Origin of the sequence: Pantoea cypripedii (assembly GCF_002095535.1) — a bacterium.
Taxonomy (GTDB): domain Bacteria; phylum Pseudomonadota; class Gammaproteobacteria; order Enterobacterales; family Enterobacteriaceae; genus Pantoea; species Pantoea cypripedii.
This window is the reverse complement of the sequence record NZ_MLJI01000001.1, coordinates 2,327,019-2,351,003: the sequence shown is the minus strand read 5'-3', so window position 1 is coordinate 2,351,003 and position 23,985 is coordinate 2,327,019. Positions and strand designations below refer to the sequence as shown.

Genomic DNA, 23,985 nt, shown 5'->3' with positions numbered 1-23,985 from the left:
CCAACCTGACGTTTTTTTATCGGGATACACAATTCTTATGGTTACTCTGCTCGTACAAAAAGTCTCGTCTTACTTTTAACTGTAGAAGGCATTTAAGAAATTTCCTCCGTCTTTTCTCCTTATTTAGCGATATATCAATAACAAAGTCTCATAAGCTATGGAAAACCAGGACCTCATTTCGGGCCGGTATCGTCGATTTGAGACAATTCTGCTGCGATTGAGAAGCACCCTCATTAAAAGTTAAACCATTGGCAGAATTTGGTTAGACTCTGCGTGTGATTGTTATATTAATAGACCGAATAAATTGTGAACCATTTCAAACTTAAAGTGCTTACTGTGCCGGGATCCTGATATTTTGCGGCTTTCAGCACCTCTGCCGTTGCCTTATCTCCTGGTGCCTTTGTTATTTATGACGAATCACCTTATCGTGGTGGTCAGGGCCGTTTTTTGTCGGTGGCGAGGGGGAATAAAGTCAGGAGGAGACGTTGCTCCCGGTTCGGAGCAACAATGCGTTTCGCGTGCTGGAACACCTTCTGCAACCTGTCAGTCACCATGTCAGACTGCGGTTCGTTGCTCTATTTTCTGTTGGTTTTGCATGTGCGCTCCGTGATGGGGCGATTTTGCTACATTGCACCAATATTGGGCTTCAATGTGGTGCATTTGGAGGGTTATGACCAGAACAATTCAGTTTAAAGGGGAATTACCCCTGCCGGCGATCGGTCAGGGCACCTGGTATATGGGGGAAAACCCGGCGACACACCAGCAGGAAGTGGCAGCGTTACAGGCCGGATTGGACTGCGGGCTACGGCTGATTGATACCGCTGAGATGTATGCTGAGGGTGGGGCGGAAATTGTCGTGGGTGAGGCATTAAAAGGACGACGCGATCAGGCCTGGCTGGTGTCAAAGGTCTACCCGTGGAACGCCGGAGCAGTGGATGCCATTGATGCCTGTGAGCGCAGTCTGCGCCGTTTACAGACCGATTATCTCGATCTGTATTTGCTGCACTGGCGCGGCAACATTCCCCTGGAAGAAACCATCCTTGCGATGGAAACCCTGCAACAGCAGGGGAAAATCCGCCACTGGGGAGTATCGAATTTCGATACTGATGATATGCAGGAGCTGTGGGGAGAAGACGGCGGTAGCGCCTGTCTGACCAATCAGGTGCTCTACCATCTCGCCTCGCGGGGGATCGAATATGATTTGCTGCCGGAATGTCAGCAGCGTGATGTCCCCATCATGGCCTACTGCCCGTTAGCTCAGGCGGGGCGTCTGCGTCAGTCATTATTCAGCGATGCGCGCGTGCAGCAGGTTGCACAACAGCAGGGCATTAGCGTAGCGCAATTGCTGCTGGCATGGGTGATTCGTAAAGACGGGGTGATCGCCATTCCGAAAGCCAGCAGTGTGGCTCATGTGCGGGAAAATGCGGCAGCGCTTGATGTGGTGTTAAGCGGGGAAGAACTGGCGTTGCTGAACCAGGCGTTTCCACCGCCGCAGGATAAGCTGCCGCTGGATGTGGTCTAGCGGCGCATCAGCGCCGCTTGTATCAGGCTTTACTGCGCAACCGGAAGGTGGTGGCGAGGCGGGCAGGGGATTCACCAGCGCTCACTAACGGCTGATTAATGCGCGCGGTTTCCACGCACACCATGGTTTTGTAACCATCATTAGCCATATCAGCCATGCTGCATGACAATTCGGGTCCCGGATTCCAGGTGACAACGTCACTTTGATAATGATGGTAAACCTCGATAAGCCGGTTGCCACCTTTATCATGGATCACGCTGCAATCATCCGGCGCGGTAAATACGCGATCAATCCGGCCTGGGTAAGTCTGGCGGCCATTTGATGCGCCGGACGCGCTGCTGTCCACTTTGTCGATAAACGCGTTACCCAGGCCGCTCACCTCGGTTTGGGCGATATCGGCTATCTGGAAATAGCTGTGGAGCGCTGCGGTGGCTGAAAAACCACCGTGTGCTTCCAGTTCGATCTCGCAATGGGATTCGATACGGAAGCGGGCAAACAGGGTGAAATCGTGCGGCCAGAGCTTTTTGGTCTGCGCGTTGCTTTTCAGCTCGAAGGTCAGAAGGACACCTTCTTCATTTTCATCATGCGCTGACAACGTCCAGGGCAGGTTACGGGCAAAGCCGTGTGCCGGTTCACCGGCCGGACCAAACCATGGCCAGCAAATCGGCACGCCGCCGCGAATAGCTTTCCCTTCAGCAAAGGGTGTTTTGTCACTCAGCCACAGCACCGGCTGTTGACCGCTCGGTTGCCAGGCGAGCAGATGGGCACCCTGCAAAGTAATGGCGGCGCGGACGCGGGGATGGTTGACGACGATGACGGGTAAATCACCAATCTGACGTTGTGACAGATAAGGGGTAATCTGCGTCACCACGGGTAGCGAAAAAAGCGACTCTTGCATACAAAGACCTTCTCTTTAGCTAGCCAAAAAAAAGGGCGACCTAAGTCGCCCCTTGTCCATTTCACTGGTTATCTTACTTAGCAGCAACCAGAGCAATCAGGTCGAGAACCTTGTTGGAGTAACCAGTTTCGTTATCATACCAGGAAACCAGTTTCACAAAGTTGTCATTCAGCGCGATACCGGCTTTAGCATCGAATACTGAAGTCAGCACTTCGCCGTTGAAGTCAGTTGAAACCACGTCGTCTTCAACATAACCCAGCACGTCTTTCATTTCGCCTTCAGCAGCGGCTTTGATGGCTGCACAAATTTCTTTGTAAGAGGCTGATTTTTCCAGACGAACGGTCAGGTCAACAACAGAGACGTTCGGAGTCGGAACGCGGAACGCCATACCGGTCAGTTTGCCGTTCAGTTCTGGCAGAACTTTACCTACGGCTTTAGCCGCACCGGTAGAAGACGGGATGATGTTCTGAGAAGCACCACGGCCGCCGCGCCAGTCTTTGTGAGACGGGCCGTCAACGGTTTTCTGGGTAGCGGTGGTCGCGTGAACAGTGGTCATCAGACCTTCAACGATACCGAATTTGTCGTTGATGACTTTTGCCAGCGGAGCCAGGCAGTTGGTGGTGCAGGATGCGTTAGAAACGATATCCTGGCCAGCATATTTGTCGAAGTTAGCACCGCGAACAAACATCGGGGTGTCATCTTTAGACGGGCCAGTCAGAACCACTTTCTTCGCGCCAGCTGCGATGTGTTTACGTGCAGTTTCGTCGGTCAGGAAGATACCGGTTGCTTCTGCAACCACGTCAACACCCACTTCGTCCCATTTCAGGTTAGCCGGGTCTTTCTCAGCGGTAACACGGATTTTTTTACCGTTAACAATCAGCGCGCCGTCTTTAACTTCTACGGTGCCGTCGAAACGACCGTGCGTAGAGTCATACTTCAGCATATAAGCCATGTAATCGGCGTCCAGCAGGTCGTTGATCGCGACGATTTCGATGTCAGAACGCTGCTGCGCAGCACGGAAAACGATGCGACCGATACGGCCAAAACCGTTGATACCTACTTTGATAGTCATATATTCCACCAGCTATTTGTTAGTGAATAAAAGGTTGGCTGTAAAATTACAAAAACCTTACCAGGCGTCAAGCGGAATCGTGTCAATTGTTGCGACAGGTCAATTCCACTGACAGGAATTATTCGTTGCGCAATCGCTTGCGCAACGGCGATTATTCCAGAGCCAGATCTGCCGATCGCCGACTATAAAGGGATGTGTATTGTAAAGGGTGATCGGCATCACAAATTCGTGCTGTGCTCTGCGAGACGAATGCGTTCGCACGAAAAAAGACCCGGATGATGTTATTCGTTTGTTAGAATACTAGTCGATTTTTTCAGAATGACATCCCGGAATCCTAAAATGGCTAAAGACACCGCACCTGCGGAAAAAATCGCGCAGCTGTCCGAAATACAGCGCTATGTAACCCAGCATCGCGGAACGGAACCTCCTTTTACTGGCGCTCTTTTGCATAACAAGCAGGAGGGTATCTACCACTGCCTGGTGTGTAACGCGCCGCTGTTCCTCTCCGAGAGCAAATATGACTCTGGCTGCGGCTGGCCAAGTTTCTACCAGCCCGTCAGCGATGACGCCATTCGTTACCTCGAAGATGATACCCATGGCATGCACCGCGTCGAAATTCGCTGCGGTAACTGTGATGCGCATCTGGGGCATGTGTTCCCGGATGGACCACAGCCGACCGGTGAGCGCTATTGCGTCAACTCCGCCTCGCTCAGCTTCACTGATGAGCAGGGCAAGCAACAGCAGGGGTAAGCATGAAACAGGAACTGGAAGCGATGCTGGCGGCGATGACGCCAGAAGTTTACCAGCGTCTTGCCACCGCGGTGGAGACGGGGAAGTGGCCGGATGGTGTGGCACTGACTCCGGAGCAGCGTGAAAACTGCCTGCAGCTGGTCATGTTGTGGCAGGCGCGTCACAACGATGCACCGCAGCATATGACCATTGGCAAAGATGGTGAGATGGTGATGAAGTCGAAGAAAGAGCTGAAAGAAGAATTCGGCATCGAGACCGACGTAACCCGCATCAACCTGCACTGATTGCTGAAGGGCTGGTGAACACCAGCCCTGATTTTCAGATAATTACCGCACCCTGATTACGCATCTGCTCAATGGCAATCGCGCTATCGTCGGGGTTGAGGTTGACGCCGCGGCAGCCTTCTTCCACCACTTCGACCTGATAACCCAGTTCCAGCGCATCCAGTACGCTGTATTTAACGCAGTAATCGGTTGCCAGTCCCAGCACCACTAAATGGCTGATATCACGCTCGCGCAGCCAGCTGTCCAGCTCGGTTTTACGGCGATGGCCGTTGTCGAAAAAGGCGCTGTAGCTATCGACATCCACATCCTGTCCTTTATGGAACACCGCATCAATCAGCGAACGATCCAGCTCCGGATGGAAATCGGCCCCTGCAGAACCCTGAATGCCGTGGTCTGGCCACCAGATCTGCGCCAGTCCGTTCAGTTCCCCTAAGGTATACACCGGCTCGCCGGATACAGAGGCAAAGCTGCCATGGTTTTTCGGGTGCCAGTCCTGCAATGCCACCACGCACTCGCCCCTGGCCCGAAATTCACGTGCGTAGCGATTGGCAACAGCAACCGTCAGGTCACCTTCACGCACTGCCATTGGGCCACCGGGGCAAAAATCGTTTTGTATATCGATGATTATCAATGCCCGCTTCATTACATCTCGCTCCGTATCAATCTTCTGTCAGTTCGCCACGTAAATTCTGCTGCATTCTGGCACGAATTTCTGCGCTGGTGAGGTTTTGACTCAGTAAAAAGTGAAGTTTTGTTAATGTTGCTTCAACAGTGAGATCAAAACCGCTGATCACGCCAGCATGTTCCAGCGCGTTACCGGTGGCGTACCCCCCCATATTCACTTTGCCAGACATGCACTGCGTCAGGTTAACCACCACAATGCCACGCTCACTTGCCTGTTGCAGCTCGGCCAGGAACTCCGCATTTTGCGGTGCATTGCCGACGCCATACGAGCGCAGAATCAGGGCTTTTACCGGCTGACGCAGGAAATTGCGTACCACTTCCGCAGAAATACCTGGGTAAATGGTCACCACGCCAATCGGTTGTGGGGTGATCGGGTGAACAATCAGCGCCCCCTTGCCTGGCGGTGCCGGTGGGGTATTCAGGCGGCGAATATGAATACCCGCTTCCAGTAACGGTGGCAGGTTTGGCGAGGCAAACGCGTTGAAGCCATCAGCGTGCGCTTTGGTGGTGCGGTTACCCCGGAACAGGGTGTTATTAAAGAATAGCGTCACTTCGTTGATCGGATAGTTAGCCGCCACATACAACGAGTTAAGCAGATTCTGTTGGCCGTCTGAGCGCAATTCTGCCAGGGGGATCTGTGATCCGGTGACGATCACCGGCTTGGCAAGGTTCTCCAGCATAAAGGAGAGTGCTGATGCGGTGAAGGCCATGGTATCGGTACCATGCAGAATCACAAAACCGTCGTAATGGTCGTAATTCTGTTTGATATCATTGGCAATGGCCTGCCAGTCCTCCGGCGTCATGTCGGAGGAATCCATCAGAGGGTGATATTCGTGGATGGTGAAATCTGGCATTTCCGGACGGTGGAACTCGGGCATATTGGCCAGCTGCTGTTGCAGGTGACCTGACACCGGAATGTAGCCCTGTGCGGAACGCTGCATACCAATGGTCCCGCCAGTGTAGGCGACGTAGATATTTTTCTTTTGCATGAATGAACTCAGACTTGCCGTAAAACGCGCAGTATAAGGGGATTACCGGGGAAAAGCAGCCCGACCAGAGGCCGGACTGTAAAGATTATCTCACACCCGTGATACTTCGCGCTTCAGGTGCGTTGGCTGCGCTCATTCACCCCAGTCACTTACCTGCGTAAGCGCCTGGGGATTTACTCGCTTGCCGCCTTCCTGCACCAAAAGTAGGCCCCTCCAGGGGACGCGAATTATTTAGGGTTTACGTCGCCGCAGTTGAGGCAGAAAGCGTAACGATTTTGCGGATCGTTGAGGTTATCGAACAGGCCAGGCTGTTGCTTCATGGCGCTCATCACATCCAGCATCGGAGCTGGCAGCCACACTTTCAGTGCCTGTGGCATGATGGCGCTAGCCGAAGCACTCATCTGGTTCAGCAGCAGATCCAGCATGCCCGGATCATCCTGATACCAGCTCAGCTGTGGTGTGGTGATTTTAGCCAGCTCAGCCGCTTTCTTGACCGCATCATCAAAGTCACCCAGCGCATCCACCAGCCCATTGGCTTTGGCATCGCTACCGGTCCAGACATGGCCCTGAGCAATATCATTGATCTGCTCTGGCGTTTTATGGCGCGAGGCGGCGACTAAACCAACGAAGTTACGATAGCCGTTTTCAATGGTCAGCTGCATCAACTGCTGCACTTCCGGTGGCAGCGCTTTAGTGGTCGCCACATCCGCCAGCGGTGAAGTGGCAACGCCATCGGTATGCACGCCAATGGTGCTCAGGCTGTTTTCGACAGTGTTAATCACACCAAAGATACCGATGGAGCCGGTCAGGGTGCTGGGGTTGGCCACAATATAATCAGCTGGCGTGGAGATCCAGTAACCGCCTGATGCTGCCATGCCACCCATCGATACCACTACCGGTTTACCCGCTGCATGGGCAGCCGCCAGTTCTTCGCGGATCGCTTCTGAGGCGGTGACGCTGCCACCAGGGCTGTTCACGCGCAGGATGATCGCCTTAATTTTCGGGTCGAGACGAGCATCGCGGATCTGGGCGGCCGTGGTATCGCCACCGACATTACCGGCGGTTTCTTCACCGTCCATGATCGCACCACTTGCCATCACCACAGCGATATTGCCATCCTGCTGCGTCGGCGGTTGTTTAACGGTGTAATCATAAATGCTGACGTTGCGATAATCGTTGTTTTGCTTATCCCAGCCAAAAGTCTTGATCATCTCCTGATCGGCAACAGCACGGCTCTCCAGCGCATCCACCAGCTTACCGTTTAACGCGTATTTGGCGGTATCTCCCTGCACAGCCTGTAATCCGCTGATGATGCCTGCGGCGCCAGGGAACAGCTGTTCCGGCGTGATCTGGCGATTTGCCGAGACGGTGTTCAGGTAGTTCTGCCAAAGCTGACCAATCCAGCGGCTATCAGCATCGCGTGCTTCCGGTGACATATCGTCACGCAGGAAAGGTTCCACGGCTGATTTGTAGGTGCCAACGCGGAACACATGTGAATTAACTTTCAGCTTATCCAGCAGCGTTTTGTAGTACAGCCCGTTGGTGGCGAAACCGTGTAAATCCACGGTGCCTTGCGGTGAGAGGTAAATCTTGTTGGCATAGCTGGCGAGATAATATTGCGCCTGACTGTAGTTATCGCCAATGGCATACACCGGTTTGCCGCTGTCACGGAACTCGCGCAACGCTTTGCCGACATATTGCAGCGAAGGCTGATCGCCACCGCCAAAATCACGCAGGTCGAGCACAATCCCGGTGATGTTTTTGTCACCTTTTGCCTGGCGGATAGCATCGACGACATCAAACAGGGAATTTTCCTGCAAACGGTCGCTGTTGCTGCCGAGCAATTGACGGCCAATACGGCTCAGACGATTGCTGACCGAAGGTTTATCCACCAGCACACCGGTGAGGTCTACTTTCAGCGCACCTTGTTGCACCGGTTCGCTACTGCTGGAACCGCTCACCTGCAACCAGATCCCAACACCTGCAAGGATCAAAACAATAAGAAATAAATTAAGGATAAATTCCCGGATAAAATTCAGCACCCGCCAGCCCCAGCGGAACAGGCCTGCAATAATTCGCCACAGTGTGCGCATAGACTCTCCATATTCACGTAGCCGAAGACCGCCAGCATGCTGGCAGCCCCGATGTCGCCCTCATCCTAAAGAGCAGCGTGCTAAATGTCAGCAGGAAATCGCGCGAGACTGTTACAAAAGATCGTCGTATGCCAGGATTAGGCAACGCTTTTACACAAGGGAGAAGATAATGGATGCACTTGATTTGTTAGTTAATCGTCGCTCGGCTTCACGTCTGGCCGATCCGGCACCGGCGGGTGAGGCGCTGGAGAACATTCTGCGTGCAGGTATGCGCGCACCGGATCACGGCACATTACAGCCGTGGCGCTTCATTATTGTTGAGAAAGAAGGACGCGACCGTATGAGCCAGCTGCTGGAGCAGGCTGCCCGTGCCAGCGCGATGGATGATAAGGCGATAGAGAAAGCCAGTTCGTCACCGTTCCGCGCACCGATGATTATCACCGTGGTGGCGCGTTGCGAAGATCACCCGAAGGTACCGCGCTGGGAACAACTGATTTCCGCAGGTTGTGCGGTGATGGCGATGCAAATGGCCGCCGCCGCGCAGGGTTTCAATGGCATCTGGCGCAGTGGCCCCTGGACGGACCATCCTCAGGTACGCGAAGCCTTTGGTTGCCGTGAGCAGGATGCGATTGTCGGCTTCCTTTATCTGGGCACGCCACAGCTGAAATCCAGCACCACTGTACTCCCGCCTGACACGGCGGAATTTGTCAGTTATTTCTGACAGACAAATGGCGGGCTGGTGCGGCAGGCTGAGTGACGTTGCAGGGATTGCACATCGCGTGTGCGATTGATCGAACTGTAACCGCGCAACACTTACCACATGCTGGCAGCCAGGCTAACATAGCGCTATCTGCCAGTGCATAAGGAACCCGCCATGAGTGAACCTCTTCGCCTGACCCAGTACAGCCACGGGGCTGGCTGTGGTTGTAAAATATCTCCCCAGGTGCTGGAAACCATCCTGCATAGCGAGTTGACCGCCTTCCATGATCCCCATCTGCTGGTGGGGAATGAAACGCGTGATGATGCAGCGGTTTACGATTTAGGCAACGGCAGCGCGGTGGTCAGTACCACCGACTTTTTTATGCCGATCGTTGACGATCCCCACACCTTTGGCCGTATTGCCGCGACCAACGCCATCAGTGACATCTATGCCATGGGCGGTAAACCCATTATGGCTATCGCGATTCTGGGCTGGCCGGTCAATGTGCTCAGCCCGGAAGTGGCGCAGCAGGTGGTGGAGGGCGGTCGCGCGGCGTGTCAGGCGGCGGGTATTGCGCTGGCGGGCGGCCATTCCATTGATGCCCCTGAACCGATTTTCGGCCTCGCTGTGACCGGCATCGTCGATGTGGCGCGCGTGAAGAAAAACAGCGCGGCGCAGGCCGGGTGTCAACTGTTCCTGACCAAACCCCTCGGTATTGGCATTCTGACCACGGCAGAAAAGAAAGGCATGCTGCGTCCTGAGCATCAGACGCTGGCGGCAGAAGTGATGTGCCAGCTGAATAAAGCCGGTGCTGAGTTCGCGCAACTGGCGGGAGTCACCGCCATGACCGATGTCACCGGGTTTGGCTTGCTGGGCCATCTGAGTGAGATCTGCCAGGGATCGGATTTGCGTGCCGAAGTGAGGGTCGCGCAGGTGCCGCGTCTGTCCGGCGTTGATGCGTATATCGCTGCGGGTGCTGTCCCCGGTGGGACCGGCCGCAACTTTGCCAGCTATGGCCGACATGTGTCGCCGATGGATGATGCGACGCGCGCGCTGTTATGTGATCCGCAAACGTCTGGTGGCCTGCTGGTGGCGGTGCAACCCTCGGCCATCGAGGAGTTTCAGCGCTGTGCCATGCTGGCGGGTGTCACTGCCACCGCCATCGGCGAGCTTTTTGCGGCAGAATCGCATCTGCCACTGATTACCGTAGTTAACTGACGTTTAAGGAACGACGCCATTCATGCGTTTGTTTATTGCAGAAAAACCCAGTCTGGGACGCGCCATCGCTGACGTGTTGCCAAAACCGCACCGACGTGGCGATGGCTTTATCGCCTGCGGTAATGACCAGGTGGTGACCTGGTGTGTCGGGCATTTGCTGGAGCAGGCCCAGCCAGACAGTTATGACAGTCGTTACGCCCGCTGGAATCTTGCCGATCTGCCGATCATTCCCGAAAAGTGGCGCTTGCAACCACGCCCATCGGTGGCAAAACAGCTGAAGGTGATTGAAGGATTGCTGGCGCAGGCCACGGAAGTGGTGCACGCCGGTGACCCGGATCGTGAAGGTCAGCTGCTGGTGGATGAAGTGATCGACTATCTCCAGCTGTCAGCGGAAAAACGTCAAAAGGTGCAGCGTTGTTTGATTAACGATCTCAATCCGCAGGCGGTGGAGCGGGCGGTAGGTCGTTTACGTGAAAACCGAGAGTTTATTCCACTGTGCGTTTCAGCGCTGGCGCGTGCGCGTGCAGATTGGTTGTACGGCATCAATATGACCCGTGCCTGGACGCTGCTGGGACGCAACGCTGGCTACGACGGCGTACTCTCGGTTGGTCGGGTGCAGACACCGGTGCTGGGGCTGGTGGTCCGCCGTGATGAAGAGATCGAAAACTTTATTCCGAAGGACTATTTCGAAGTCAAAGCGCACATTGTGACGCCTAAAGATGAACGCTTCATCGCAAGCTGGGTGCCAAGTGACGCCTGTGAACCCTGGCAGGATGAAGAAGGTCGCTTGCTACACCGTTCGCTGGCGGATCATGTGCTGGAACGGATCAACGGCAAGCCCGCGCTGGTCACCGGATATAATGATAAACGGGAATCAGAAATTGCGCCGTTGCCGTTCTCACTGTCGAGCCTGCAAATCGAAGCGGCAAGACGCTTTGGCCTGAGTGCGCAAAATGTACTGGATTGCTGCCAGCGTCTGTATGAAACCCACAAACTGATTACCTATCCACGTTCTGATTGTCGTTATCTGCCCGAAGAGCATTTTGCCGGTCGGCATGCGGTACTGAACGCCATCCAGGCACACCAGCCGGAGATGACGCCACCGGCGGATTTCAATGCCGATCAGCGCAATCGCTGCTGGGACGATAAAAAAGTGGATGCGCACCACGCCATCATTCCAACCGCGCGTGCCAGCAAGGTTAACCTGAGCGAAAATGAAGCCAATATTTATGGGCTGATTGCACGCCAGTACCTGATGCAGTTCTGCCCTGATGCGGTGTTCCGCAAGTGCGTAATCGATCTCGACATTGCCGGTGGCAAATTTGTCGCGAAAGCCCGATTCCTGGCTGAAGCAGGCTGGCGGGCATTACTGGGCAGTAAAGAGCGTGATGAAGAAAACGATGGCACCCCATTGCCAGTGGTCAGCAAAGGGGATGAGCTGTTGTGTGAACGCGGGGAGGTGCTGGCGAAGCAGACTCAGCCCCCGCGTCCTTTTACCGATGCGACCTTACTCTCGGCGATGACCGGCATTGCGCGTTTTGTTCAGGATAAAGATCTAAAGAAAGTGCTGCGTGCGACCGATGGTTTAGGAACGGAAGCGACGCGCGCCGGAATTATTGAATTATTGTTCCGGCGAACATTCCTGGTGAAGAAGGGCCGTTATATTCACTCCACTGAAGCGGGCAGAGCATTGATTCACGCGCTGCCCGAAATGGCGGCACGGCCTGATATGACGGCGCACTGGGAATCGACGCTGACCCGCATCAGTGAAAAAGCCTGTCGTTACGATGAGTTTATGCAGCCGCTGGTCAGCACCTTAATCGGTTTGATTGGGCAGGCGCGTCAGCAGCCATCGTTGCAGGCATTTCGTGGCATTGCCGCGAGCGGCACAGCGAGTGAGAAAAAGCGTTCACGCAAACCCGCCCGGCGCAAAATGAAGGAGACCGAGTGATGCGTTATCTGATGTTGTTGCTGAGTGGCGTACTGCTGTTTAGCAGCGCAGCGCAGGCCAATCGCACCCCTGAAGTGGGGAGGACCGGCAATACCGATGTGGTGGTTGATCTGCCACCTGAGGTCTGGACGCAGGGACAGAATAATCAGCAAAGCAACTGCATGCAGTGCTGCACTTATGAGAATCGCAGTTATTCTGAAGGGGCAGTGGTCAAAGCGGAAGGCGTGCTGCTGCAATGTTCACGCGATGAGAAAGTGATGGGTACCAATCCGTTAATCTGGAAGATTATCAAATAATCGGGGTGGCCTGTGACAGGCCACCCGGCATTATCAAAAACCGAACGTTGACCACACCGGTGCGTGATCGGACGGTTTTTCCATACTGCGAATGTCATAATCAATGCCGCTTGCGATGCAACGTGAGGCCAGCGGCTGGCTGGCAAGCAGCAGATCAATACGCAGACCACGGTTATCATCAAAACCTTTGGAGCGGTAATCAAACCATGAGAAACGGTCTGCCGTTTCCGGGTATTTAGCACGCCAGGTATCCACCAGGCCCCAGTTCAGCAGGCGATCCATCCACTCACGCTCCTCCGGCAGGAACGAGCATTTGCCGGTACGCAGCCAGCGTTTGCGGTTCTCTTCCCCGATGCCGATATCGAGATCGGTGCTGCTGATATTCATATCACCCATAATCAGCACCGGCTTATCGGCGGCCAGCTGATTTTGCAGGTAATTTTGCAGATCCTGATAAAACTTCTCTTTCGCCGGGAACTTGATCGGATGGTCGCGGCTTTCTCCCTGCGGGAAATAGCCATTGATAACCGTGATATCGCCAATCGGGCTGGGGATCTCCGCCATGATCAGACGGCGTTGGGCATCTTCACCATCATCCGGGAAACCACGATGAACCACCACCGGTTGTGCTTTTGTCAACAGAGCGACGCCGTAATGGCCTTTTTGTCCATGATAAAACACGTTGTAACCGAGTTTGCTCACGTCTTCGAGCGGGAACATATCATCATGGACCTTGGTTTCCTGCAGGCCAATCACGTCTGGCTGATGTTGCTCAACCAGCGCTTCGAGTTGATGAGGACGCGCCCGTAAGCCATTGATGTTAAATGAGATAAATTTCATGAGGCAGCCATTTTATCCGTGATAAGTATGGCGGGATGGTAGCGAGTTTTGTCATAAATGTCATGGGCAGAATCGACAGAAAAGGTAAGGCGTGTGGTTTACTTGCCGCCCGCATGCTGCCGGGCGGCAGGTGGTGATTCAGTCCTTTCTGGCCTGAGCCAGTGCCGTTGCTAACTCCTGACTGGTCATCCGCACGCAGTAGGAGGGCATTCCGCGCTCGAAACGCCAGCCTTCAGCCAGCGGACCGGCATCGACGGTATCAAAGCCAAAAGCTTCGTAAAGCGCGGCAGCGACAGCTTTGCCCTCTTTATCGTCGCCTGCCAGCGGCAGTGCGCGGCGACCCGGTGTAGCCGCCGGTAATCCATCACTCTCCAGTTGGGTCATGGGGATAGCGTTAAAGGCCTTAGTAATCTGACTATCGGGTAAGTGGCTGGCCAGCAGTTCACTGGTGGTGGTCTGTCGCCTTGCCAGCACATCGACATTACCGTCGCGATCAGGATAGTAGTTAACGGCATCGAGAAGATGCTTTCCTCTCAGTTCATCTACCGGCAGTGCATCGATGGCGGTCAGTGGCACTGCAATAAGCACGATATCACCAAATCTGGCGGCTTCGCTTGCCGTACCTATTTCACAACCGATCATCGGACGCAGACTGAACAGCGTCTTAGGACTACGTGAATTGCTGAGCATGACCTGATGCCCGGCCTGAATTGCCAGTTTAGCGACCGCACGGCCCACGAATCCGGCACCAATAATTCCAATTTTCATTATTCCTCCACAGGGGCTTGACCTGTGGTCTACTATGATTCCCTCATAAAAGAAGATAAATCGGTCTACTGTTGTTTTTAAAACAACTCAAAGGGGTTAATCATGGACAGGCTGGCGGGAATGAAAGTATTCGTTAAAGCCGCAGAACTGGGGTCTTTTGCGGCAGTCGCTGATGCGCTGGAGATGTCACCACAGATGGTGGCGAAACACATTGCCGCGCTTGAATCGCGCTTAGGTACGGCGCTGATCAACCGCACCACGCGCCGTCAGCATCTGACCGATATCGGGCGCAGCTATTACGAACGCTGTCGGGTGGTGTTAGCGGAAGTGGAAGAGGCGGATGCCGTGGTGCTGAATATGCAGGCCACGCCTTCCGGCATCATTCGGGTGAATGCCCCGGTGACGTTTGGTTCATACGCACTTGCTCCTTTTATCACCCGCTATCTGGCGACCTGGCCGGAGGTGCAGGTTGAACTGACGCTGAGTGACAGAACCATCAATCCTGGCGAAGAAGAGGCCGAGGTGATTATCCGCATTGGCGAACTGGCCGACAGCTCGATGGTGGCATGGCCGTTGTCACCTTACCGGCTGATTGCCTGTGCTGCTCCCTCCTATATTCAACAGCATGGCTTACCCCTGACACCGTCAGATTTGCAGCACCATGCCTGTCTGGTGTATGGACTGTGGTCGGCCGCTATGCCCTGTCGCTGGATGTTCCGCAAAGAGGGGAAAACGGAAGAAGTGAGACCAGAAGGGCGGTTAAGATCTAATGACTGGAAGGCGCTGATGCATGCGGCGCTGGAAGGCTATGGCGTCACACTGGGACCAGAAGATGTACTGAAAGAGGAGATCAATAAAGGTCAACTGGTCAGGGTATTACCGGATTACGAAGGCCCGTCACGTCCAATGCATGTCCTGGTTCCCTCGGCACGCAAACAAACGGCAAAAATACGTTGTTTTGTCGAGGCACTCAGAAGTGAGTTTGTGAATAACTAAGGGGAATATCTGGATGGTGGTACTGGAGTTTGATAAGGGAAAATATCTGGATGGTGGTGGGAGAAGGATTCGAACCTTCGAAGTCTGTGACGGCAGATTTACAGTCTGCTCCCTTTGGCCGCTCGGGAATCCCACCAGGGATGATACATATTGTGGCTACAGGTCGCGGCGATTCAGATGGTGGTGGGAGAAGGATTCGAACCTTCGAAGTCTGTGACGGCAGATTTACAGTCTGCTCCCTTTGGCCGCTCGGGAATCCCACCACTGGCCTGAATCATTACGCCTGAAAGCGGGGCGCATAATACCAAATGCGCTCAGTCTGTAAAGCGCCCACGCTAAATTTATGAATCGATTGCCCACTTTTTACGCGTGACGCTGAAGCCTTGCACAGTTCAGCGTCAGAGTGATTAAAGAATGATCGTACGATTGCCGTAAACAAACACACGCTGGCCCAGCACTTTGTAAAGCGCACGGCTCAGTACATTCTTCTCAACGTCGCGGCCCGCGCGCATCATTTCTTCTGCGGTGTAGCTATGATCCACGTTGATGACATCCTGCATAATGATCGGACCTTCATCGAGGTTGTCGTTCACATAATGCGCGGTGGCACCAATGATCTTCACGCCACGCTCGTAGGCCTGATGATAAGGACGCGCGCCAATAAAGGCGGGCAGGAAGGAGTGGTGAATATTGATGATCTGGTTCGGGTAACGCTGCACAAACGCCGGGGTCAATACGCGCATATATTTAGCCAGCACCACGTAATCCGGCTGATAACGATCAATCTCTTCGACCATGCGGTTATCGTGCTCTTCACGCGTCAACCCTTCATGGCTGACCAGCGCAAACGGGATATCGAAGCGTTCGACCAGCGAGCGCAGCGTTTCGTGGTTACCGATAACCGCGGCAATTTCCATATCGAGACCGCCAAACGCGCTTTTCATTAGCAGGTCGCCAAGGCAATGCGCTTCTTTGGTCACCAGAATCACCACACGACGGCGTCCGGCGCTGTTCAGCTCACGTACCGATCCAACCGGTAAGGCGCTGTCGAGATCCGCGAGCAGGGTGTTGTCGTTGAAAATGCCTTCCAGCTCTGTGCGCATAAAAAAGCGCCCGGTACGGTGATCGACAAATTCGTTGTTCTGCACGATGTTGAGTTCGTGCTTGTAACAAATGTTGGTGATTTTGGCGATCAGACCTTTCGCATCGGGGCAAATGGTACGTAATACTTTTCGTTGCATGGTTTGCGCTTGCATCTCGATCAGAGTCCTGTCAAAGCGATGAATGGTAAAGCCGTTGGGTGAATGTCCAAATCAGCCACAACATTTTTTGTATTTTTTATCGGAGCCACAAGGACAGCGATCGTTACGCCCCAATTCAGGCGTTGTTCCGTCAACATAGTACCAGCGTTGATCCTCACGAAGAAAGCGTGAACATTCATAGATGGCCGATGTGCGTCCTTTTTCGATAAAGCGCGCAAAAAAAGTCACGAATGCTTCGTTCTCATGGCTTCCGTGATTACAACGGGTTACATTCAGGCCCAGCCATTCGGTGCCGGAAAAACTTTCAGATAATAACGTCTCAAGTTCGGCCACCCGCTGGCTGGGGTGCCAGGTGGCGACCAGCCAGGCCGCGTTTTTCTCCACGTAAGCGCAGTAGCGTGAGCGCATCAGTTGCTCAGCACTGGCGGGGGAGCTCTGCCCGGTCAGAAAGGGTTGGCAACATAGGCTATACTGCTTTCCGCTGCAGCAGGGGCACTTTTCGTACACGTCATCTCCAGAGGGTGATTAAAGTTAAAGATTGCGCGCGCTATGGTAGCCGAGTGTCAGGCGCGATGCTACGTACCAGGCAAAACCCGAGGTAAGATGAGAAAGGTGAGGATCGGGCTGGCCCTGGGTTCAGGTGCCGCCAAAGGCTGGTCACATATTGGCGTGATCAATGCGCTGGAGCGGGCCGGTATCGAGGTCGATGTGGTCGCCGGATGTTCTGTGGGTGCGCTGGTTGGTTCAGCTTACGTTAATGGCCGTCTGGGTATGATGGAACGCTGGGTGAGCGCCTTTCGTTACTGGGATGTGATCCGGCTGATGGACCTGTCATGGCAGCGCGGTGGCCTGTTGCGGGGCGATCGGGTGTTTAGTCACGTCCGGCAACTGATCCCGAATGATTTTATTGAGCAATGCGACAAACCTTTTGGCGTGGTCGCCACCAATCTTAGTACCGGCCGTGAGTTGTGGTTAACCGAGGGTGACCTGCATCAGGCGGTACGTGCTTCCTGTAGTATGCCAGGCTTATTACCACCCGTTGGCTACAATGGTTACTGGCTGGTGGATGGTGCGGTGGTCAATCCGGTGCCGATTTCGCTCACCAGGGCGCTGGGCGCGGATATCGTTATTGCGGTTGATTTGCAACATGACGCGCACCTGATGCAACAAGATCTGCTGTCGGTAACGCCACAAAGTGGTGAAGAACAGGCGGCGGCAGAAGCACTTAGCTGGGGCAAAAAACTGCGCCAGCGGTTGCTGGGATTAGCTCAGCGCCGCGCTAATCAAACACCTGGTGCGATGGAAATTATGTCTACCTCCATCCAGGTACTGGAAAATCGCCTGAAGCGTAACCGTATGGCAGGCGATCCGCCGGATGTGCTGATTCAGCCATTCTGTCCACAAATTTCTACGCTGGACTTTCACCGTGCTGAAGAAGCCATTGCGGCAGGCAAGGCCGCCGTTGAGAAGAAAATGGATGAACTATTGCCACTGGTTCGTAGCAGATAGTCAGGTTGTTCATTCACAGATGTTGTTACTTCAGTTAATTCTGAAAGGCGCAACTGCGTTTTATGAACCACTATTGAAATATCTGGTACGCAGGGGGAGAGAATGGAAAAACCACTAATCGGCAAAAAAATACTCATTGTCGAAGATGAGGTCGTTTTCCGTTCGATGCTGGACAACTTATTAGTCAGTCTCGGCGCTCAGACGATGCAGGCGGGTGATGGCCTCGATGGCCTGACGTTACTCACCGCACAACCGGTTGATCTGGTGATTTGCGATTTGGAAATGCCGCGCATGGGTGGCATTCAGTTTGTCGAGCGGATTCGCAGTCGTGGCAACAGCGTGCCAATTCTGATCATCTCAGCGACACAAAACATGGCCGATATTGCCCATGTCTTACGCCTTGGTGTGCAGGATGTCCTGCTCAAGCCTTTGAAGAACCTCGAACGCTTTCGTGAAGCGGTGTATGAGTGCCTTTATCCTTCCATGTTTACCTCCAAGGTTGAGGAAGATGAACAGCTCTTCCAGGACTGGGATGCGCTGGTACGTGATCCGCTGGCGGCTTCCAAACTTCTGAAGCAACTGCAACCCCCGGTGCAGCAAACTATTGCTAACTGCCGGATTAATTATCGCCAGCTCACCATGGCAGAGCAGCCAGGATTGGTACTGGATATTGCCGCGTTATCCGATAAAGACCTGGCGTTTTATTGTCTTGATGTGACCAGGGCGGGGGATAATGGGGTGCTGGCCGCCTTGTTGTTGCGCGCGTTGTTTAACGGCTTGCTGCAGGAACAGCTTTCCGGTCAGAAACAGCGCCTGCCGGAGTTAAATGGTTTGCTGCGTCAGGTGAATATGTTGTTGCGTCAGGCAAACCTGAATGGGCAATTTCCCTTGCTGGTGGGTTATTATCATCGGCAACTTAAAAATCTTATTTTGGTGTCGGCAGGTCTTAACGCCACACTGCACATTAACACCCACCAAATTCAACTCAGTAATGGGGTTCCGCTTGGCACTATGGGCAGCACCCACCTCAATCAAATTAGTCAGCGTGCAGAATCCTGGCAATGCCATGTATGGGGCTCTGGTGGCAGGCTACGTCTGATGTTATCGGCTGAAGAATAAGCAATTAGATTTATATTTTATGCGGGCTGGAGACAGGGCCAGGGGTTAGCTTTACACTTGGGTAATAGTCTTAAATTCCGCGGATTAACTCCATCCAGGATAAATCCGTCAGTGAGTAGCTGATATACTCATTTCGTTTTTTAAACCGACATATCAAGTATTAACTTGAGCGGCCTATAAGAGAGGTATCTTGATGTCTGCCTTTAAGTCTAAAGTAAAAAAAGCGGTAATCCCTGTTGCTGGTCTGGGTACGCGTATGCTCCCTGCCACGAAAGCGATTCCCAAAGAGATGTTACCGCTGGTCGATAAGCCGTTGATCCAGTATGTCGTGAATGAGTGTATTGCTGCTGGCATTAACGAGATTGTGCTGGTAACCCATTCGTCTAAAAACGCGATCGAAAACCATTTTGATACCAGTTTTGAGCTGGAATCAATGCTGGAAAAACGTGTTAAGCGTCAGCTGCTGGATGAAATCCAGTCAATTTGTCCGCCTCACGTTACCATCATGCAGGTGCGTCAGGGCATCGCCAAAGGTCTGGGTCACGCTGTGATGTGTGCACACCCGCTGGTCGGTGATGAGCCGGTTGCCGTTATTCTGCCGGATGTGATCATCGATGAGTACGAATCTGACCCGACCAAAGACAACCTGGCAGAAATGCTGTCGCGTTATGAAGAAAGTGGCCGTAGCCAGATTATGGTTGAGCCGGTTGCCGATGTGACCGCCTACGGTGTGGTTGACTGCAAAGGTGCGGATCTCAGCCCGGGCGAAAGTGCGCCGATGGTGGGTGTTGTTGAGAAACCGAAAGCGTCTGAAGCGCCATCAAACCTGGCAGTGGTTGGTCGTTATGTGCTGTCTGCGGATATTTGGCCGTTGCTGGCGAAAACCCCTCCGGGTGCTGGCGGTGAAGTTCAGCTGACTGACTCCATTGCGATGCTGATGGAGAAAGAAACCGTTGAAGCTTATCACCTGACGGGTGTGAGCCATGACTGCGGTAACAAGCTCGGTTATATGCAGGCTTTTGTTGAGTACGGTGTTCGCCACCCGGTCCTGGGCAAAGATTTTGCACAGTGGCTTGAAGGCGAAGTAGGAAATAAAAAGTAACTCATTAAGCACAGGATAATTCAATGAAAGTCACTGTATTTGGTATCGGCTATGTCGGTCTGGTTCAGGCTGCGGTGTTGGCCGAAGTCGGACATGACGTTCTCTGTATTGATGTCGACGCGAATAAAGTCGAAAACCTGAAAAAAGGCATCATCCCGATTTTTGAGCCGGGACTCACTCCTCTGGTAATGGCGAACTATGAGTCAGGACGCCTGAAATTCAGTACCAATGCGGAAGAAGGCGTAAACCACGGTGTGATGCAGTTTATCGCTGTGGGTACACCACCAGATGAAGACGGTTCAGCCGATCTGAAATATGTGACTGCTGTGGCACGTACCATTGCGCAGTACATGGATGGCCACAAAGTGGTTATCGATAAATCAACGGTACCGGTTGGCACAGCAGATAAAGTGCGCTCGGTGATGACGGAAACCCTGAGAAATCGTGATGCCAATATCGCGTTTGATGTGGTTTCTAACCCGGAATTCCTCAAGGAAGGTGCAGCGGTAAGTGACTGCATGCGTCCTGAGCGTATCGTGGTCGGTACTGATAACGATGAAGTGGTTGAGTTGTTGCGCGAGCTTTATGAGCCGTTCAACCGCAACCATGATCGTATGATTTTGATGGATATCCGCAGCGCAGAGCTGACGAAGTACGCAGCAAACTGCATGCTGGCAACCAAAATCAGCTTTATGAATGAGATCTCCAACCTGGCTGAACGCCTCGGTGCGGACATTGAGAAAGTGCGTCAGGGTATCGGTTCTGATTCCCGTATTGGCTACCACTTTATCTATCCGGGCTGTGGTTACGGCGGTTCCTGCTTCCCGAAAGATGTTCAGGCGCTGATTCGTACGGCTGAGTCTATCGGTTATAAACCGCGTCTGTTGCAGGCGGTTGAAGATGTTAACGACTCACAGAAAAGCAAACTGCCCACCTTTATCAAACGCCACTTTGGCGATGATTTGCGTGGTAAGACCTTTGCGCTGTGGGGCCTGGCATTTAAACCGAATACTGACGATATGCGTGAAGCTTCCAGCCGCGTTTTGATGGAAACGCTGTGGGAAGCGGGTGCGACTATTCAGGCATTCGATCCGGAAGCGATGGATGAAGCGCAACGTATCTACGGACACCGTAGCGATCTGAAACTCATGGGCACCAAAGAAGCGGCGTTGCAGGGCGCAGATGGCCTGGTCATCTGTACCGAATGGCAGAATTTCCGCGCACCTGATTTTGATGTCATTAAAACGGCATTAAAACAACCCGTGATTTTTGATGGTCGTAACCTGTATGATCCGGAACGCATCAGCAAACGCGGCTTCGTTTATTATGCAATCGGCCGCGGAGCTTCTATTCAAATTGCGTAATAAATGAGGGATGTATGAAGTTTCTGGTTACCGGCGCGGCAGGTTTTATTGGATTTCATGTTAGTCAGCGTCTGCTGGCTGCCGGTCACCAGGTTGTCGGCATCGACAACCTGAATGATTATTATGATGTTAGCCTGAAGCAAGCCCGCCTTGATCGGATAGCCTCTCATCCCGCATTCAGTTTCAGTAAAATGGACCTGGCAGATCGCCAGGCCATTTCTTCTTTGTTTGAACATCATGGCTTTGATCGTGTCATTCATTTAGGGGCACAAGCCGGGGTGCGTTATTCTATCGAGAATCCGCATATCTACGCCGAATCCAATCTCATCGGCCATCTCAATATTCTTGAAGGTTGCCGCCATCATAAAGTCGGCCATCTGCTTTATGCTTCTTCCAGTTCCGTCTATGGTCTGAACCGTAAAATGCCTTTTTCAACCGACGACTCGGTTGATCATCCGGTTTCGCTGTACGCCGCGACCAAAAAAGCCAATGAGTTAATGGCCCATACGTATTCGCATCTCTATCAATTGCCCACCACCGGTTTACGTTTTTTCACCGTGTACGGTCCGTGGGGGCGTCCTGATATGGCGCTGTTCAAGTTCACCCGCGCCATGCTGGCAGGGGAGCCTATTGATGTGTACAACAATGGGCAGATGATGCGTGATTTCACCTACATTGATGATATTGCTGAAGCGATTGTCCGTTTACAGGATGTGATTCCACAGCCAGACGCTCAATGGACCGTTGAAACCGGATCGGCAGCCACCAGTTCTGCGCCGTATCACGTCTACAATATCGGCAACAGTCAGCCGGTGACATTGATGGCGTATATCGAAGCGCTGGAAAGTGCGCTGGGCATGGAAGCGAAGAAAAATATGATGCCGCTGCAGCCCGGAGATGTGCTGGAAACCAGCGCAGATACTGAAGCCCTGAAGGAAGTGATCAATTTCCGCCCGCAGACCAGCGTGCGAGAGGGCGTGCAGCAATTTGTTGACTGGTACCGCGAATTTTACCAGCAATAATGATGCATAAAAAAAGGAAGCCAGCGGCTTCCTTTTTCTTACCTGGTGAATTCACCAAACGGGTGTGTAGTCACAATCATTGCGAAGCACTGGGGATTTACAGCAGAAAATCGTCCAGTTGTTTGCCTTGTTCTTCAATGGCTTTTTTAATCACGGCTGGTGTACGACCCTGACCTGTCCAGGTACGGTTTTCACCATTTTCATCAACGTATTGATATTTAGCCGGGCGCGCTGCACGCTTGGTTTTAGCTGCAGTTTTGGTTTCAGATAACGCATTCAGTAACTCGTTGGGATCGATACCGTCAGCAATCAACATTTCACGATATTGTTCCAGCTTGCGGTTACGCTCAGCATTTTCTGCCTCTGCATGCGACTCTTCTTCACGACGTTCATTCACCACAACCTCAAGTTTTTCCAGCATCTCTTCCAGTGTTTCCAGAGAGCATTCCCGAGCCTGCGCGCGCAATGTACGGATATTATTAAGAATTTTAAGTGCTTCGCTCATTGTCCTAATCTCAAAATATATTTAATGGGAGTTGTTCTGCCCGCTCATAATAGTGGTGGGTAAAAATAACTGCAATAGTAAAATTATAAAGTAAAACGTAAATTAAAACTGATGAGACTTTTTTAGCAACCTCCAGACACTATTTAACTCTCTCTTTTGTATTCCTTAACCCTTAAATTTTGTGGTTTATAACCAGCCGTTGCAAGGTAACTACACGGGCAAGAGAATAAGTGTGAATAAAAAACAAACATCGTCGCTTTATCATTTCGTGCGGTGTTGGTGCCTCCTGGTCAATAAAGGAAGTGGTCTGACGTAGGTAATTTGAGCAAATGATAAAAATTAAGCCATCGCTACCGTCATGCTGTCTTTATGGTAGACTTGCGCGCAACTGATTCAGGCTCTGATGAGATTTTCCAATGGCGCAACTCTATTTTTATTACTCGGCGATGAATGCGGGCAAATCAACGGCCTTGCTACAATCCTCCTATAATTACCAGGAGCGTGGTATGCGTACCCTGGTGTATACCGCTGAAATTGACGATCGCTTCGGTGCCGGTAAGGTTAGTTCGCGTATTGGTCTCTCTTCACCGGCGTTTTTATATAATGCGCAAACTCAACTGGATGCAGAAATAGCGGCTGAACATGCCCGACAACCGGTACATTGCGTGCTGGTGGACGAAAGTCAGTTTCTGACCCGTGAGCAGGTAAAAGCCTTGTCCGATGTGGTCGATAATATGGATATTCCGGTGTTGTGTTATGGACTGCGCACCGACTTTCGTGGTGAATTGTTTGTCGGCAGCCAATACTTACTGGCATGGGCGGATAAGTTAGTGGAACTAAAAACTATCTGCCATTGCGGGCGTAAAGCCAGCATGGTTTTACGTCTGGATGCCAACGGAAAACCCTTTAGTGAAGGTGAGCAGGTGGTGATCGGCGGTAATGAACGTTATATATCCGTTTGCCGTAAGCATTATAAACAGGCAATTGATGAAGGCTCATTAAAAGCCATTTATGGGGCGAATCAACCCCATCTGTAAAAAA

24 protein-coding genes and 2 tRNA genes are annotated in these 23,985 nt (G+C 52.7%); 14 read left to right on the top strand and 12 right to left on the bottom strand.

The annotated features are described in order from the left end of the window. The first annotated feature begins 670 nt into the window (after positions 1-670). The gene (locus tag HA50_RS10910; protein ID WP_084875233.1) at positions 671-1,522 is read left to right on the top strand and encodes an aldo/keto reductase; all 852 of its coding nucleotides are present in this window, start codon (positions 671-673) and stop codon (positions 1,520-1,522) included. 22 nt (positions 1,523-1,544) lie between these two features. Here HA50_RS10910 and HA50_RS10905 read toward each other — a convergent pair whose 3' ends face one another. Beyond that, positions 1,545-2,420: a D-hexose-6-phosphate mutarotase gene (locus tag HA50_RS10905; protein ID WP_084875231.1), complete on the bottom strand. Its 876-nt coding sequence runs from the start codon at positions 2,418-2,420 to the stop codon at positions 1,545-1,547. 73 nt (positions 2,421-2,493) lie between these two features. After that, positions 2,494-3,492: a glyceraldehyde-3-phosphate dehydrogenase gene (gene gapA / locus HA50_RS10900; protein ID WP_084875228.1), complete on the bottom strand. Its 999-nt coding sequence runs from the start codon at positions 3,490-3,492 to the stop codon at positions 2,494-2,496. A 339-nt stretch (positions 3,493-3,831) separates the two neighbouring features. On the opposite strand from gapA, the gene msrB reads away from it, so the two are divergent. Both msrB and HA50_RS10890 read left to right on the top strand, forming a co-directional pair. After that, a complete protein-coding gene (msrB, locus tag HA50_RS10895; RefSeq protein ID WP_084875225.1) occupies positions 3,832-4,242 on the top strand; it encodes a peptide-methionine (R)-S-oxide reductase MsrB in 411 nt (136 codons plus the stop codon). A 2-nt stretch (positions 4,243-4,244) separates the two neighbouring features. After that, positions 4,245-4,526, top strand: coding sequence for a YeaC family protein (locus tag HA50_RS10890; RefSeq protein ID WP_084875222.1), 282 nt, complete (start codon positions 4,245-4,247; stop codon positions 4,524-4,526). A 34-nt stretch (positions 4,527-4,560) separates the two neighbouring features. Here the strand turns inward: HA50_RS10890 and pncA are convergent, their stop codons facing one another. From pncA to sppA, 3 genes are all read right to left on the bottom strand, one after another. Next, entirely contained in the window at positions 4,561-5,169 is a 609-nt protein-coding gene (gene pncA, locus HA50_RS10885; protein ID WP_084875219.1) for a bifunctional nicotinamidase/pyrazinamidase, read from the bottom strand. Between the two features lie 16 nt (positions 5,170-5,185). After that, positions 5,186-6,199, bottom strand: coding sequence for an asparaginase (gene ansA, locus HA50_RS10880; RefSeq protein WP_084875217.1), 1,014 nt, complete (start codon positions 6,197-6,199; stop codon positions 5,186-5,188). 227 nt (positions 6,200-6,426) lie between these two features. After that, positions 6,427-8,292 carry a signal peptide peptidase SppA gene (sppA, locus tag HA50_RS10875; RefSeq protein ID WP_084875214.1) on the bottom strand — a complete coding sequence of 622 codons (1,866 nt, stop codon included), beginning with the start codon at positions 8,290-8,292 and terminating at the stop codon, positions 6,427-6,429. A gap of 169 nt (positions 8,293-8,461) precedes the next feature. Here sppA and HA50_RS10870 point away from each other — a divergent pair, with 169 nt between their 5' ends. From HA50_RS10870 to HA50_RS10855, 4 genes are all read left to right on the top strand, one after another. Further along, positions 8,462-9,013 carry an NAD(P)H nitroreductase gene (locus HA50_RS10870; RefSeq protein ID WP_084875212.1) on the top strand — a complete coding sequence of 184 codons (552 nt, stop codon included), beginning with the start codon at positions 8,462-8,464 and terminating at the stop codon, positions 9,011-9,013. Between the two features lie 153 nt (positions 9,014-9,166). Continuing rightward, positions 9,167-10,210 (top strand): selenide, water dikinase SelD, encoded by a 1,044-nt coding sequence (gene selD / locus HA50_RS10865; RefSeq protein WP_084875209.1) that lies wholly within the window; start codon positions 9,167-9,169, stop codon positions 10,208-10,210. Positions 10,211-10,232: 22 nt separating this feature from the next. After that, positions 10,233-12,161: a DNA topoisomerase III gene (locus HA50_RS10860; protein WP_084875208.1), complete on the top strand. Its 1,929-nt coding sequence runs from the start codon at positions 10,233-10,235 to the stop codon at positions 12,159-12,161. Further along, the gene (locus HA50_RS10855; protein WP_084875205.1) at positions 12,161-12,457 is read left to right on the top strand and encodes a YnjH family protein; all 297 of its coding nucleotides are present in this window, start codon (positions 12,161-12,163) and stop codon (positions 12,455-12,457) included. Before HA50_RS10860 ends, HA50_RS10855 begins: the two co-directional genes overlap by 1 nt. A gap of 33 nt (positions 12,458-12,490) precedes the next feature. Here HA50_RS10855 and xthA read toward each other — a convergent pair whose 3' ends face one another. Further along, positions 12,491-13,297, bottom strand: a complete 807-nt coding sequence (gene xthA, locus HA50_RS10850) for an exodeoxyribonuclease III (RefSeq protein WP_084875204.1) — start codon at positions 13,295-13,297, stop codon at positions 12,491-12,493. A 138-nt stretch (positions 13,298-13,435) separates the two neighbouring features. After that, the gene (locus HA50_RS10845; protein WP_084875201.1) at positions 13,436-14,065 is read right to left on the bottom strand and encodes an NADPH-dependent F420 reductase; all 630 of its coding nucleotides are present in this window, start codon (positions 14,063-14,065) and stop codon (positions 13,436-13,438) included. A 102-nt stretch (positions 14,066-14,167) separates the two neighbouring features. Between HA50_RS10845 and HA50_RS10840 the strand changes: the two genes are divergently transcribed. Then, positions 14,168-15,061, top strand: coding sequence for a LysR family transcriptional regulator (locus HA50_RS10840; protein ID WP_084875199.1), 894 nt, complete (start codon positions 14,168-14,170; stop codon positions 15,059-15,061). A gap of 51 nt (positions 15,062-15,112) precedes the next feature. Here HA50_RS10840 and HA50_RS10835 read toward each other — a convergent pair. From HA50_RS10835 to HA50_RS10820, 4 genes are all read right to left on the bottom strand, one after another. Beyond that, a tRNA-Tyr gene (locus tag HA50_RS10835) sits at positions 15,113-15,197 on the bottom strand. A gap of 42 nt (positions 15,198-15,239) precedes the next feature. Then, positions 15,240-15,324 (bottom strand) — tRNA-Tyr (locus tag HA50_RS10830). 144 nt (positions 15,325-15,468) lie between these two features. After that, complete coding sequence (gene purU, locus HA50_RS10825; protein ID WP_084875197.1) at positions 15,469-16,317, bottom strand: formyltetrahydrofolate deformylase; 849 nt, start codon at positions 16,315-16,317, stop codon at positions 15,469-15,471. Between the two features lie 57 nt (positions 16,318-16,374). Next, on the bottom strand, positions 16,375-16,830 hold the full coding sequence (locus HA50_RS10820; protein WP_084875195.1) for a YchJ family protein: 456 nt from the start codon (positions 16,828-16,830) through the stop codon (positions 16,375-16,377). Positions 16,831-16,926: 96 nt separating this feature from the next. Between HA50_RS10820 and rssA the strand changes: the two genes are divergently transcribed. The 5 genes from rssA to HA50_RS10795 all read left to right on the top strand — a co-directional run bounded on the left by rssA (position 16,927) and on the right by HA50_RS10795 (position 22,439). Beyond that, the gene (gene rssA / locus HA50_RS10815; RefSeq protein ID WP_084875193.1) at positions 16,927-17,832 is read left to right on the top strand and encodes a patatin-like phospholipase RssA; all 906 of its coding nucleotides are present in this window, start codon (positions 16,927-16,929) and stop codon (positions 17,830-17,832) included. Positions 17,833-17,934: 102 nt separating this feature from the next. Next, entirely contained in the window at positions 17,935-18,951 is a 1,017-nt protein-coding gene (gene rssB, locus HA50_RS10810; protein ID WP_084875190.1) for a two-component system response regulator RssB, read from the top strand. Between the two features lie 193 nt (positions 18,952-19,144). Continuing rightward, entirely contained in the window at positions 19,145-20,053 is a 909-nt protein-coding gene (galU, locus tag HA50_RS10805) for a UTP--glucose-1-phosphate uridylyltransferase GalU (protein WP_084875188.1), read from the top strand. Positions 20,054-20,076: 23 nt separating this feature from the next. Continuing rightward, a complete protein-coding gene (locus HA50_RS10800; protein WP_084875186.1) occupies positions 20,077-21,417 on the top strand; it encodes a UDP-glucose dehydrogenase family protein in 1,341 nt (446 codons plus the stop codon). A 14-nt stretch (positions 21,418-21,431) separates the two neighbouring features. Next, a complete protein-coding gene (locus HA50_RS10795) occupies positions 21,432-22,439 on the top strand; it encodes an NAD-dependent epimerase (protein WP_084875184.1) in 1,008 nt (335 codons plus the stop codon). Positions 22,440-22,536: 97 nt separating this feature from the next. On the opposite strand, the gene hns is transcribed toward HA50_RS10795, so the two are convergent. After that, positions 22,537-22,944, bottom strand: a complete 408-nt coding sequence (hns, locus tag HA50_RS10790) for a histone-like nucleoid-structuring protein H-NS (protein ID WP_084875182.1) — start codon at positions 22,942-22,944, stop codon at positions 22,537-22,539. 416 nt (positions 22,945-23,360) lie between these two features. Between hns and tdk the strand changes: the two genes are divergently transcribed. After that, complete coding sequence (gene tdk, locus HA50_RS10785; RefSeq protein WP_084875179.1) at positions 23,361-23,981, top strand: thymidine kinase; 621 nt, start codon at positions 23,361-23,363, stop codon at positions 23,979-23,981. Positions 23,982-23,985: the final 4 nt, after the last annotated feature.